Here is a 12,993-nt window from a genome sequence, read left to right as displayed (position 1 = left end):
GACTTCCACCGTGTGTGCCATTTGGGAGCTTCCTTCAGAACAGCACGCGCCGCAGGTCGGCGAGCACGTTGGCGAAATAGACGTTGAAGCGTGCGGCGGCGGCGCCGTCGATCACGCGGTGGTCCCACGACAGGGACAGCGGCAGCGTGAGGCGCGAGCTGTAGGTCTTGCCGTCCGAAGAGTGCTGCTTCCAGTAGCTCTTGCACACGCCCATGATGGCGACCTCGGGCGCGTTGATGATCGGCGTGAAGTAGATGCCGCCAATGCCGCCGAGCGAGCTGATGGTGAAGGTGCCGCCCGACATCTGGTCGGGCTTGAGCTTGCCGTCGCGCGCAAGCTTGGCGAGCTCGCCCATCTCCTTCGCGATCTCGGGCACAGTCTTTTTGTCGACGTCGCGGATCACCGGAACCATGAGCCCGTTGGGCGTATCGGCGGCGAAGCCGATGTGCCAGTAGTTCTTGAGCACCAAGGCGTCGCCGTCGAGGCTCGCGTTGAACTCCGGGAACTTCTTCAGCGCGGCGACGGCCGCCTTCATCATGAAGGGCAGCATGCTGATCTTCACGCCCGACTTTTCCAGCTCCTTGTTCATCTGCACGCGGAAGGGTTCGAGCTCGGTGATGTCGGCCTCGTCGTGCGTCGTCACATGCGGAATGACGACCCAGTTGCGGTGCAGGTTCGCGGCGCTGATCTTCTTGATGCGCGAGAGCTCCTTGCGCTCGGTCGGGCCGAACTTGGCGAAGTCGACCTTGGGCCAGGGCAGCAGGTCGATGCCACCGACGCCACCGCCTGCGGGGGCTGCTGCAGCCTTGCCGGCAGCGGGCGCGGCAGATGCACCGCCACCCTTCGCGAAGGCCTCGACGTCGGCGCGCACGATGCGGCCATGGTCGCCGGTGCCGTTGATCTTGCCCAGGTCGACGCCGAGTTCGCGTGCGAGCTTGCGCACCGCAGGGCCCGCATAGGCGAGCGCGAAGCCGGCTTCGACCTCCGCATTGCCGACAGGCGGCAACGCCGCCGCCGCTTCGCTCCCTCTCCCGCTCGCGGGAGAGGACTGGGGTGAGGGAGCGGCCGCCGCCACAGGCGCATCGCCCGTCGCCAGCGAAAGAATCACCGACCCCTCGCTGACCTTGTCCCCGATCTTGATGCCGATGGCCGTCACCACGCCCGAGAGCGGCGCCGGCACATCCATCGTCGCCTTGTCCGATTCGAGCGAGATGATCGGATCCTCGGCCTTCACCGTGTCGCCGACCTTCACGAAGATCTCGATGACGGGCACGTCCTTGAAGTCGCCGATGTCGGGCACACGCACCTCGGCCACGCCGGCCGGCGCGCTGGTGGCCGACGGCGCGGCGCTGACGCTGGGCTTGGCGGCTTCGGCCGGTGCCGGTGCGGCCGCAGCGGCACCGCTCTCTGCCTTGAACGTCATGACGACGCTGCCTTCGCTGACCTTGTCGCCGAGCTTCACGGTGATGGACTCCACCACGCCGCCGCGCGGCGCGGGCACATCCATCGTGGCCTTGTCGGATTCGAGCGAGACCAGCGGGTCCTCGGCCTTCACCGTGTCGCCCGGCTTCACGAAGATCTCGATGACGGGCACGTCGCTGAAGTCGCCGATGTCGGGCACCTTGATGTCGATTGCATTGCTCATGTCGTGCCTCAGACGGTCCAGGGGGCGGCGCGCTCGGCGTCGAGCCCGTACTTCTCGATGGCCTCGGCCACCACGGCGTGCTTGATCACCCCGTCGTCGGCCAGCGCCTTGAGCGCGGCCACGGCCACGTGCCAACGGTCGACCTCGAAGAAGCGGCGCAGCTTCTTGCGGTAGTCGCTGCGGCCGAAGCCATCGGTGCCGAGCACGGTGTAGCGCCGGCCCGCGGCCTGCACGTACTCGCGCACCTGGTCGGCGTAGTTGCGCATGTAGTCGGTGGCCGCGATGACCGGGCCTTCGTGTCCTTCGAGGCATTGCTCGACATGGCTCTTGCGCGCCGGCTCGGTCGGGTGCAACCGGCTCCAGCGCTCGGCGGCCATGCCGTCGCGGCGCAGCTCGTTGTAGCTGGTGGCGCTCCACACGTCGGCGGCAATGCCGAAGTCGTTCTTCAGCAGCTCGGCCGCGAACATCACCTCGCGCAGGATGGTGCCGCTGCCCATGAGCTGCACGCGGTGGCCCTTCTTGGGGGTCTTGCCGCCATCGCTGAGCTGGTAGAGGCCTTTGAGAATGCCTGCCTCGCTGCCCTCGGGCATGCCGGGGTGCGGGTAGTTCTCGTTCATGAGGGTGATGTAGTAATACACGTCCTCCTGCTCGGCGTACATGCGGCGCATGCCGTCGCGCACGATGGCCACCACCTCGTAGGCGAAGGTCGGGTCGTACGAGACGCAGTTGGGAATGGTGCCGGCCAGGATGTGGCTGTGGCCGTCCTCGTGCTGCAGGCCCTCGCCGTTGAGCGTGGTGCGCCCGGCAGTGCCGCCCAGCAGGAAACCGCGCGCACGCATGTCGCCGGCCAGCCAGGCCAGGTCGCCCACGCGCTGCAGGCCGAACATCGAGTAGTAGATGTAGAACGGAATCATCGGCACGTTGTTCGTGCTGTACGAGGTGGCCGCGACGATCCAGCTGGACATCGCGCCGCCCTCGTTGATGCCTTCCTGCAGCACCTGGCCGTCCTTCGACTCGCGGTAGTACATGAGCTGGTCGGCGTCCTGCGGCTTGTAGAGCTGGCCGAGCGACGACCAGATGCCGAGCTGGCGGAACATGCCTTCCATGCCGAAGGTGCGCGATTCGTCGGGCACGATGGGCACCACGTGCTTGCCGATCTGCTTGTCGCGCACCAAGGTGCCGAGCATCTGCACGAAGGCCATGGTGGTCGATATCTCGCGCTCGCCGGTGTCCTTGAGCAGGCGCTCGAAGGTGGAAAGCGGCGGAATCTCGAGCGCGGTCGACTTGCGGCGGCGCTGGGGCAGGTAGCCGCCGAGCGCGGCGCGGCGCTCGTGCAGGTACTTCATCTCGGGGCTGTCCTCGGCCAGCCGGATGAAGGGCACGTTGGGCAGCTCTTCGTCGGAAACCGGGATCTGGAAGCGGTCGCGGAAGCCGCGCAGCGCGTCCTGCGTCATCTTCTTGGCCTGGTGCGCGATCATCTGGCCCTCGCCCGATTCGCCCATGCCGTAGCCCTTCACCGTCTTGGGCAGGATCAGCGTGGGCTGGCCCTTGTGCCTGACGGCCGCGGCGTAGGCGGCGAACACCTTCTCGGGGTCGTGGCCGCCGCGCGTGAGGCCCCAGATCTCGTCGTCGCTCATCTCTGCGACCAGCGCGCGGGTCTCGTCGTACTTGCCGAAGAAGTGCTCGCGCACGTAGGCGCCGCTCTTGCTCTTGAAGTCCTGGTACTCGCCGTCCACGCACTCTTCCATGCGCTGCAAGAGCTTGCCGCTCTTGTCCTTGGCAAGCAGCGCGTCCCAGCCGCTGCCCCAGAGCACCTTGATGACGTTCCATCCGGCCCCGCGGAACACGCTCTCGAGTTCCTGCACGATCTTGCCGTTGCCGCGCACCGGGCCATCGAGGCGCTGCAGGTTGCAGTTGATGACGAACACGAGGTTGTCCAGGCTCTCGCGGCCTGCGAGCGAGATGGCGCCGAGCGACTCGGGCTCGTCCATCTCGCCGTCGCCCATGAAGGCCCAGACCTTGCGCGGCGCCGTGTCGGCGAGACCCCGGCCATGCAGGTACTTGAGGAAGCGTGCCTGGTAGATCGCCATCAATGGGCCCAGGCCCATCGACACGGTGGGAAACTGCCAGAAGTCGGGCATGAGCCAGGGGTGCGGGTACGACGGGATGCCGTTGCCTTCGGATTCCTGCCGGTAATTGAGCAGCTGCTGCTCGCTCAAGCGGCCTTCGAGAAAGGCACGCGCGTAGATGCCGGGCGAGCTGTGGCCCTGGATGAACAGCAGGTCGCCGCCGTGGGTGTCGGTGGCGGCATGCCAGAAGTGGCCGAAGCCGATGTCGTAGAGCGTGGCCGCCGACTGGAAGCTCGCGATGTGGCCGCCGAGTTCGGACGAATCCTTGTTGGCGCGCAGGATGATCGCCATCGCGTTCCAGCGGATGATCGAGCGCAGGCGGTGCTCGATCTCGCGGTTGCCGGGAGACTTTTCTTCCTTCTCGGGCGGGATGGTGTTCCTGTAGGCCGTGTTCAGCGAGCGCGGCACGTACACGCCTTCGCGGCGGCCCTCGTCGACGAGGCGGTTCAGCAGAAAGTTCGCGCGCTCGCTGCCGCGGTGCTGCTGGACCGCGCCGAGCGCGTCGACCCATTCGCCGGTTTCCGTGGGGTCAAGGTCACCCATGGTGCTCATCGGTTTGTCTCCTGTGTCATGGCCGGGACCTGCATCGGGCGATGCGGCCAGCCTTGGTACAGAGCAATCGATGTGCCACGCGATGCGTGGCGCGCAGGGCACGCTAAGTCGTTGATTTCATGGGGAACGAGGCAGGAATGAAATGGACRCCCCGCCGACGATCCGGATGCGCGGCGATGGGGCCGTCCGAATCGCCGGACCGGTGATTGGGGTGAACCCTGACGTCATGCCGGCTCTCATGCCGGGCGCGGCAAGGGCAGGAGTGCCATGCCTCCGCCGTTGCCGACCGCTGCTACTTCAAGGCGGCACCGCCGCGTGCGAGGTACTGCGCCGACAGGCGCGCGAACTGGCCGCCATCGGTGCTGATCGAGGTCTGGACGCTGCCTCCGGCACTGAAGACGATCGCGAAGGCGGAGGTGTCGCCGTACTCCTGGGCGTTGCGCAGCATGTAGTCGACATGGTTGTCGCGGTAGTGCAGGTCGGTGCCGCCCGGCGTGGCGGAGGGCACGCCCATCGGCGTTTGCCACCACAGGATCGGCAGCCCGTTGCCCAGCGCTGCGCGGTAGTCCGAGATCTGGCGCTGCGACTCGTGGAAGTTGGGGCTGGCGACGTTGCTTTCGTCCCAGTAGAACGGGCCGCTTCGCCCTGTGCATTCCGCGGGCGGCGACGCAACTTCCCGGCAACCCGCGTCGCGGTCGGTGGTCTGGGCGACGATGAAGTCCGCCTGATGCGCCCCCACCGCGCGCATTTGCGCGCCGATCTCGGCAGCGGTGCCGCTCCAGAATGCGGGCGGGAACCCGAGCAGTGCCTTGGGCGCAATCTGCCTGCCCATCTGCACCAGGCATTGGCCCAAGCCCGCGGCGGTGTTGGGCAATCCGCTGCATTCGGGCTGGCTGTTCACCAGGGCCGACAGCCGCGTTGCGTCACGGCCCGGCGCTTGCGCCGCAACGAAGCCCCAGAAGTCCGGCTCCAGGTTGACCAGGACGGGCGTCCCCAGAGCTGCGATGCGCTGGTACATCAGCCGCACCTGCGACCAGTAGCCGTTCATGAAGGCCGTGTCGTTGATGGTGCTCATGTTGCCCTCGCCGCTCGTTGCCATCTGGTAGAGCGTGAACATCGGGACGGCGCCGTAGGCTTGGGCGGCCTGCGCGGTGACGGTGATGTAGGCCCCGTCGGGGCTGTTCCAGGTGGGCCAGGCGCCTGCGCCCACGCCCACGAGGTAGGCGTCCATGATGTCCGGGTGGATGTCCTGGCTCTTCATCTGCGCGAGGGTGTTGCCCGCGCCGAGTCCGAGCAGCACGCGCGCGGGCTTGCCGAGCTTGGCCGCCAATGCGGCAGTCGCCGGGACGGTGGGCGAAGCGCCGCTGCCTGTGCCGCCGGCTCCGCCTGCATCGCCCGTGCCACCTGCAGCACCGGTGCCGCCGCCGCCTTGGCCGCCGGTAGGGCCCTGGCTGCCATTGCTGCCGGCCAGGCCCGCCAGGCCGGCGAAGCCGCCGCCACCCTGGCTACCGCCGCCTCCGCCGCCACCGCCACAGCCGAACAGGAGCACCGAAAGCATCAGCGCGAAAACGCATCGTCGAGAAAACATGGGAAATGAAAGAGAAAGGTTGATCGAGATTGAAAAGCGAATCGAATGCCGCGGCACAAGGTGCACGATCCGTACCCGCGCATGCAGGGAGGAAGGAACATGCAGATCGGACCGAAAGAGTGACACGGAGCGTCGCTTCCGGGACCGACCTGCGACAGCCCTGGCCGGCGTTCACGCTGCAGCCGACAAAAAGGGAATGTCGAAACTGCAGGCAGCTACAGCTTGAAGATCCGATCCATCTCCAACCACTTCTCCCCTTCGGGCGTCCAGGGCGTCGGCGCCTGGAACTTCCACATCAATTCTTCCCACGCGCGGATCTTCGGATCGCTGCGCGTCGCGGCCGCCATCGCCTCGGCGTCGTAGCGCGCRTCGTCSGTTTCCATCRGCATCACCATYCGCGTKCCGAGCCGGTAGATCTCCATGCCCGTYACGCCGTGCGCATGCAGATGYGCKCGCACCTCGGGCCAGATGTCGCGGTGATAGGCCTCGTACTCGGCGATCAGTGCGGGGTCGTCTTTCAGGTCGAGGGCAAGGCAGTGGCGCATGGTCGTCGGGTCTGGTGGCGGGTGAAGGGAAGCGCGAAGGATCAGGTCAGCGCCCGGTCCAGGTGCGTGTAGCCGCCGTCCACGAACACCCACTGCCCCGTCGTGTGCGAGGCCTGTTCGGAGAGCAGGAACACCACGGTGTTCGCAATCTCCTGCGGCGTGGTCATGCGGCGGCCGAGCGGGATCTTGTCGGTGATGGCCGCGAGCTTGCGGTCGGGCTCGTCGAAGGCCGAGATCCAGCGCTGGTAGAGCGGCGTTATCACCTCGGCCGGTATCACCGCGTTGACGCGCACGCCCTCCTCCAGCAAGGAGGCCGCCCACTCGCGCGTCAGCGACAGCTGCGCGCCCTTGGCCGCGGTGTAGCCGCTGGTATTGCCCTGCCCCGTGAGGGCGGTCTTCGAGGAGATGTTGACGATCGCGCCGCGGCTGGCCTTCAGGTGCGGCAGGCAGAAATGCGCCATCACATAGTAGTGGACGAGGTTCCGCTCCAGCGATGCGATGAATGCCTCGCGCCCCGCTTCGAGTCCCACGCTGTCGTTCACGCCCGCGTTGTTGACCAGCCCGTCGATGCGCCCGAACTCCGCGGCGCTGCTCTCGACGGCTTGGCCGCAGGCGGCCTCTTCCATCAGGTCGAACTGAAGGAACCGCGCCCGCGGCTGCAGCGCGTGCAGCTCCTGCTCGAACGCCGCGTCCAGCGGGTTCTTCCCGCAGATCACGGGCACCGCGCCTTCGCGCGCGAGCGTGAGCGAAATGGCCGCGCCAATGCCGCTGCCGCCGCCGGTGACCAGCACCACCTTGTCCTTCAGATTCAGGTCCATGAGCGCCCGATGCCTTTCTGTTGATCCAACTATCCGCGGAAGCGGTAGCGCTCGAGCGAGTCGGGCTTCATCGTGATCGAGAAGCCCACGGCCGTGGGCGGCATGTAGGCCGCGCCGCGGATCACGCAGGGCTCGGCGAAGTGTTCATGCAAGTGATCCACATATTCGATCACGCGCCCTTCGCGCGTTCCCGAGATGCACAGGTAATCGATCATCGACAGGTGCTGCACGTACTCGCACAGCCCCACGCCGCCGGCGTGCGGACACACGGGCAGCTGGTACTTCGCGGCCATCAGCATCACCGCGAGGATCTCGTTCACGCCGCCGAGGCGGCATGCATCGATCTGCACCACGTCGATCGCGCCGCGCATGATGAACTGCTTGAACATGATGCGGTTCTGGCACATCTCGCCCGTGGCCACCTTCACCGCCGGCGCAATGCCCTCGCGGATCTTGCGATGGCCCTCGACGTCGTCGGGGCTCGTCGGTTCCTCGATGAACCAGGGCTTGGCAAAGGCCAGCTGCCGCACCCATTCGATGGCCTGGCCGACCTCCCAGACCTGGTTGGCGTCGATCATCAGGTGGCGGTCGGGACCGAGCACTTCGCGCGCCACCGTCAACCGGCGGATGTCGTCCGCAAGGTCGCGCCCCACCTTGAGCTTGAGGTGGTTGAAGCCCGCATCCACCGCCTCCTGCGCGAGCCGCCGCAGCTTCTCGTCGGGGTAGCCGAGCCAGCCAGCCGAGGTGGTGTAGCAGGGGTAGCCATCGGCCTTCAGCGTGGCGATGCGCTCGGCCTTGCCGGCGGCCGCATCGCGCAGCAACACAAGCGCTTCCTCTGGCGTGATGCAGTCGGTGATGTAGCGAAAGTCGATGCAGCGCACCAGCGCCTCGGGGCTCATGTCCGCCACCAGCTGCCACACCGGCTTGCCTTCGGACTTGGCCCACAGGTCCCACATCGCATTGACCACCGCGCCGGTCGCGAGGTGGATGGCGCCCTTGTCGGGTCCGATCCAGCGCAGCTGGCTGTCCGAGGTGATGTGGCGCCAGAAGCGGCCCATGTCCTCGGCCACCCACTGCAGGTCGAGCCCGACCACCAAGTGGCGCATCGCCTCGATGGCCGCGCAGCAGATCTCGTTGCCGCGGCCGATGGTGAAGGTCAGGCCGTGGCCTTCGAGCCCCGGCTGGTCAGTCTCCAGCACGACGTAGGCCGCCGAATAGTCCGGGTCGGGGTTCATCGCGTCGGAGCCGTCGAGCTGCTGCGAAGTGGGAAAGCGCACGTCCAGCACGCGCATGGATCGGACGATGGTCATGAACGGGCTTTCTGCAAAAAATCAGTCGTACAGGACCGATGCGATCTTCGGGTCAGCGATGTTGGTCTTGTCGTACCAGAAGAAGCCGGTATCGACCACCTTGGGCAGCTTCTCGCCCTTGATCGCCTTCACCGCCATTTCCACCGTCTTGTAGCCCATGCCCACCGGGTTCTGCGTGATGGCGCCGGCCATGCTGCCGTCCATGATCGCGTTCTTCTGCTGCTTGCCGGAGTCGTAGCCGATGATCACGACCTTGCCGCTGCGCTTCATCTCCTTCACGCCGTTGACCACGCCGATGGCCGAGCCCTCGTTGGCGCCGAAGATGCCCTTCAGGTTGGGCGAGGCCTGCAGGATCGACTTGGTGATCTCGGTCGACTTCAACTGGTCGCCGCCGCCGTACTGCACGCTCACGATCTTGATGTTCGGGTAGGCCGACTTGATGCGGTTGACGAAGCCGTCGCGCCGGTCCACGCCGGTGCGGCTGGTCTGGTCGTGCACCACCAGCGCCACTTCGCCGGACTTGCCGATCATCTCGGCCATCTTGTCGGCAGCCAGCGCGGCGGCGGCCTTGTTGTCGGTGGTGGTGGTGGTCACGGGAATGTCGCTGTCCACGCCCGAGTCGAACGCCACCACCGGAATCTTGGCGGCCTGCGCCTTCTTCAGCAGCGGAATGGCGGCCTGGCTGTCGAGCGCGGCAAAGCCGATGGCCTGCGACTTCTTGGCGAGCGCGGCGGCGAGCATGTCGATCTGCTTGTCGACCATCGCCTCGGTCTCTGGGCCCTCGAAGGTGACCTTCACCTTCAGGTCCTTGGCGGCCTGCTCGGCGCCGGACTTCACGGCCTGCCAGAACTGGTGCTGGAAGCCCTTGGACACGAGCGGAATGTAGATCTCCTGCTGCGCCTGGGCGAAGGCCGGCAGGCCGACGAGGGCCGCGGCCAGCGCGGCGGTGGCTCTTCTTCTCTGGATCATGCGAAGTCTCCTTGGGTTGTGGAAAAGGATCAGTGCGCGCTGCTGCTGCGGCGGCGCAGGATGTCCGCGTACACGGCCAGGATGATGATCACGCCCGTGACCACCGTCTGCCATTCCTGCGCGACCGAGAGAATGCGCAGGCCGTTGGTCAGCACGCTCATGATGAAGGCGCCGATGATCGTGCCCACGATGGTGCCGGTGCCGCCGCTGAGCGAGGTGCCGCCGATGACCACCGCCGCGATCGCATCGAGTTCGTACCCCTGCCCCAGCGCCGGCTGCGCGGAGTTCAGGCGCGAGGCGATCAGGAGGCCCGCGATGCCGCAGATGCCGCCGCTCACCGTGTAGACCACGATCTTCCAGAAATCGGTGTTCACGCCCGACAGGCGCACGGCCTCCTCGTTGCTGCCGAGCGCGAAGGTGTAGCGCCCGAGGATGGTCTTGTTGAGCACGATGCTCGCGGCCACCGCCACCAGGAAGAGGATCAGCACCGCGTTGGGAATCGGCAGCGATGGAATGAAGTAGCCGATCAGCGAATCCTGCGAGATGGCCGGGAAGTCCGGCGTGTCGTTGAAGTAGATCGGCTTGGTGCCCGAGATCACGAGCGACAGGCCCTTGAGCAGCATCATCATGCCCAGCGTGGCAATGAAGGGCGGGATCTTGAGCTTGGCGATCAGCACGCCCGAGACAAACCCCGCCAGCGCACCGAAGAAGATCGCCGCCGTGATGCCCAGCGCGAGCGGCATGCCCATGTAGGTGAGCACCACGCCGGCCATGACCGCGCAGAAGGTCATCAGCGTGCCCACCGAAAGATCGATGCCCGCGGTGATGATGACGAAGGTGCAGGCAATGGCCAGCACGCCGTTCACCGCGGTCGACTGCAGGATGCTCACGAGGTTGTCGGTCTGCAGGAACTGCGGCGACGCGAAGCTGAAGAACACCAGCAGCGCAATCAGGCTGGCAAAGGCCAGGAGCTTCTGCCGCGTGGCGGGACGAAAGAGCCGCGCCTTCAGCGAGAAGCCCGGTGCGGCGGCGGCGGTGGTGGCGGTGGGGGTTGTCAAGGCGTTGTCTCCAGTCCTCAGGCGGTGGCGTCAGCAGCGGCAGCAACAGCGGTTTCACGCTGGGTGGCGAGCTGCATGATCTTTTCCTGCGAGGCTTCGCGCCCCGCCAGTTCGCCGGTGATGCGGCCTTCGCACATCACCAGCACGCGGTGGCTCACGCGCAGTATCTCGGGCAGCTCCGAAGAGATGATCACGATGGCCTTGCCCTCCGCTGCCAGCTGGTTGAGCAGGCGGTAGATCTCGGCCTTGGCGCCCACGTCGATGCCGCGCGTGGGCTCGTCGAAGAAGAGCACGCTGCAGTCGCGCAGCAGCCACTTGGCGATCACGATCTTCTGCTGGTTGCCGCCCGAGAGCAGCCGCACCTGCTGGCGCACCGAGGGCGTCTTGATGCCGAGCTGCTTCACGTAGCGCTCACCCGCGGCCTCGATGGCGGCCTGGTCGATGAAGACGCCCATCGACAGGAACTTCTTCATGCTCGGCAGCGCGATGTTGGTTTCCACGTCCATGCCGGCGGCCAGGCCGAAGTGCTTGCGGTCTTCGGAGAGATAGCCGATGCCGTGCCGCACGGCATCTTCGGGCGACTTGATCGACACCTTCCTGCCGTGCACCAAGACCTCGCCCGCGTCGATGGCGTCGGCGCCGAACACCGCGCGCGCGAGCTCGGTGCGGCCCGCGCCCATGAGCCCCGCAAAGCCCAGGATCTCGCCCTTGCGCAGCACGAAGCTGGCGTTGCGCACCACCGCGCCGCGCGTGATGCCGCGCGCCTCGAGCACGACCTCGTTGCCCGAGGTGTCGGGGAAGTCGTTCTCCACCTCGGTGAGCTGGCGGCCCACCATCATCGCGATCAGCGAGTCCATCGGTGTGCCGGCCATCGACACGGTGGCGATGTACTGGCCGTCGCGCATCACGGTCACGCGGTCGGCGATGCGCTTGAGTTCGTCCATCTTGTGCGAGATGTAGACAATGGCCACGCCCTGCGACCGGAGCTGGCCGATGATGCGGAACAGATCGGCCACCTCCTCGTTGTTGAGCGCGGCGGTGGGCTCGTCCATGATGAGCACGCGCGAGTCGAACGACAGCGCCTTGGCGATCTCCACCATCTGCTGCCTGGCGACCGTGAGTTCGCCGACCGGCGTGTGCGGGTCGAGCCGCAGGTTCATGCGCGCGAAGATGCGCTCGGCCTCGGCGCGCATCGCGTCTTCGTCGATGAAGAGGCCGAAGCGCCCGCGCGGCTCGCGGCCGATGAAGATGTTCTGCGCGGCGCTCAGGTGGTTCATCAGGTTGAGTTCCTGATGGATGATCCCGATGCCCAGCGCCTGCGCCGCGCGCGGGCTCGCGATGTCCACGGGCTGGCCGTCGAACAGCACTTCGCCGGAATCCTTGCCGTAGACGCCGGCCAGCACCTTCATGAGGGTGGACTTGCCSGCSCCGTTCTCGCCCATCAGCGCATGCACCTCGCCGGGCAGCAGGTCGAACTGCGCCTTGTCGAGCGCGCGCACGCCGGCAAAGGACTTGCAGAGGTCGCGGATGGTGACGATGGGTGCCATGCGTGTTCAGTCCGCCGAGAGGCCATAGAAGCGCTGCGCGGTGCCGCGCCAGATGTGCGACTGCTCGGCGTCCGAGAGGCGGCCGATGCAGGCTTCGCTGACGGCGATCCAGCCCGCGTAGTCGCCGGCCAGGGTGAGCACCGGCCAGTCGCTGCCCCACATGAGGCGCGCGGGGCCGAAGCTCTCGAGCAGCGGCTCCCACACCGGGCGCACGGCGCGCACCGCCACATCGACATCGTGGTGCGCCGCCTGCGGCGCCTCGCCCCAGAGCCCGGAGAACTTGCAGCACACCTGCGGCAGCGCGGCGAGCGCGGCCATGTCCTTGCGCCAGGCCGCGAAGGCTTCGCTGCCGTGCGCGCCCACGGGCGGCTTGGCGGCGTGGTCGATCACCACGGGCAATTGCGGCCAGTCTTCCAGGAAGCGCAGCAGCGAAGGCAGGTGCCGCGGCTTCACCAGCGCATCGAAGCGCAGGCCCAGGCGGATGAGGGCCTCGATGGCATCGGCACGCGGCATGCGCGCGATCCAGTCGTCGTCGGGCAGGTCTTGCAGCATCGGCCGGACGCCCTTGAACTTGGGGTGCTGCGCCATGCGCTCGAGCGAGGCCACGGCGTCGGGGCTGCCCAGGTCGACCCAGCCGACCACGCCGCCCACCACCTCGTGCGCACTGGCCAGCTCGAGCATGAAGCCGGTCTCGGCCTGCGAATCGGCTGCTTGCACCAGCACGGTCCGCTCGACACCGTGCGCCCGCAGCAGGGGCGCGAGATGTTCGGGAAGGAAGTCGCGCACCAGCGGCGCAAGGGCGGGCACATCGGCGCGCAGCCATGTGTAGTCG

Annotated in this window: 10 protein-coding genes; all 10 read right to left on the bottom strand. The window is 67.0% G+C overall.

Going from position 1 to position 12,993, the window contains the following annotated elements; genetic code table 11:
• Positions 1–34 precede the first annotated feature (34 nt).
• Entirely contained in the window at positions 35–1,645 is a 1,611-nt protein-coding gene (aceF, locus tag AC1DOC_RS03885; RefSeq protein WP_018904173.1) for a dihydrolipoyllysine-residue acetyltransferase, read from the bottom strand.
• A gap of 8 nt (positions 1,646–1,653) precedes the next feature.
• Positions 1,654–4,326 carry a pyruvate dehydrogenase (acetyl-transferring), homodimeric type gene (gene aceE / locus AC1DOC_RS03880; RefSeq protein WP_018904172.1) on the bottom strand — a complete coding sequence of 891 codons (2,673 nt, stop codon included), beginning with the start codon at positions 4,324–4,326 and terminating at the stop codon, positions 1,654–1,656.
• Positions 4,327–4,618: 292 nt separating this feature from the next.
• Positions 4,619–5,884: a hypothetical protein gene (locus tag AC1DOC_RS03875; RefSeq protein WP_018904171.1), complete on the bottom strand. Its 1,266-nt coding sequence runs from the start codon at positions 5,882–5,884 to the stop codon at positions 4,619–4,621.
• A 245-nt stretch (positions 5,885–6,129) separates the two neighbouring features.
• Complete coding sequence (locus AC1DOC_RS03870) at positions 6,130–6,459, bottom strand: L-rhamnose mutarotase (RefSeq protein WP_478129422.1); 330 nt, start codon at positions 6,457–6,459, stop codon at positions 6,130–6,132.
• Between the two features lie 41 nt (positions 6,460–6,500).
• Positions 6,501–7,277 (bottom strand): SDR family oxidoreductase, encoded by a 777-nt coding sequence (locus AC1DOC_RS03865; protein WP_018904169.1) that lies wholly within the window; start codon positions 7,275–7,277, stop codon positions 6,501–6,503.
• Positions 7,278–7,306: 29 nt separating this feature from the next.
• Positions 7,307–8,587, bottom strand: coding sequence for an L-fuconate dehydratase (locus tag AC1DOC_RS03860; protein ID WP_018904168.1), 1,281 nt, complete (start codon positions 8,585–8,587; stop codon positions 7,307–7,309).
• 21 nt (positions 8,588–8,608) lie between these two features.
• Positions 8,609–9,556: an ABC transporter substrate-binding protein gene (locus AC1DOC_RS03855; RefSeq protein ID WP_018904167.1), complete on the bottom strand. Its 948-nt coding sequence runs from the start codon at positions 9,554–9,556 to the stop codon at positions 8,609–8,611.
• 29 nt (positions 9,557–9,585) lie between these two features.
• A complete protein-coding gene (locus tag AC1DOC_RS03850) occupies positions 9,586–10,614 on the bottom strand; it encodes an ABC transporter permease (protein WP_018904166.1) in 1,029 nt (342 codons plus the stop codon).
• Between the two features lie 17 nt (positions 10,615–10,631).
• A complete protein-coding gene (locus AC1DOC_RS03845) occupies positions 10,632–12,161 on the bottom strand; it encodes a sugar ABC transporter ATP-binding protein (RefSeq protein WP_018904165.1) in 1,530 nt (509 codons plus the stop codon).
• Between the two features lie 6 nt (positions 12,162–12,167).
• A partial coding sequence (locus AC1DOC_RS03840; RefSeq protein ID WP_478129421.1) for an amidohydrolase family protein occupies positions 12,168–12,993 on the bottom strand: 826 nt, incomplete at its 5' end.

Source organism: Variovorax sp. 01T439_2 (genome assembly GCF_056398445.1).
The sequence above is the reverse complement of the archived record's forward strand: the minus strand, read 5'-3'. Positions and strand labels throughout refer to the sequence as shown.

Excerpts from the sequence above, each read along its gene's own strand:
- AC1DOC_RS03860 (WP_018904168.1), bottom strand. The coding sequence starts at position 8,587 with ATGACCATCGTCCGATCCATGCGCGTGCTGGACGTGCGCTTTCCCACT.
- aceF (WP_018904173.1), bottom strand. The coding sequence starts at position 1,645 with ATGAGCAATGCAATCGACATCAAGGTGCCCGACATCGGCGACTTCAGC.
- AC1DOC_RS03865 (WP_018904169.1), bottom strand. The coding sequence starts at position 7,277 with ATGGACCTGAATCTGAAGGACAAGGTGGTGCTGGTCACCGGCGGCGGC.
- AC1DOC_RS03875 (WP_018904171.1), bottom strand. The coding sequence starts at position 5,884 with ATGCTTTCGGTGCTCCTGTTCGGCTGTGGCGGTGGCGGCGGAGGCGGC.
- aceE (WP_018904172.1), bottom strand. The coding sequence starts at position 4,326 with ATGAGCACCATGGGTGACCTTGACCCCACGGAAACCGGCGAATGGGTC.
- AC1DOC_RS03855 (WP_018904167.1), bottom strand. The coding sequence starts at position 9,556 with ATGATCCAGAGAAGAAGAGCCACCGCCGCGCTGGCCGCGGCCCTCGTC.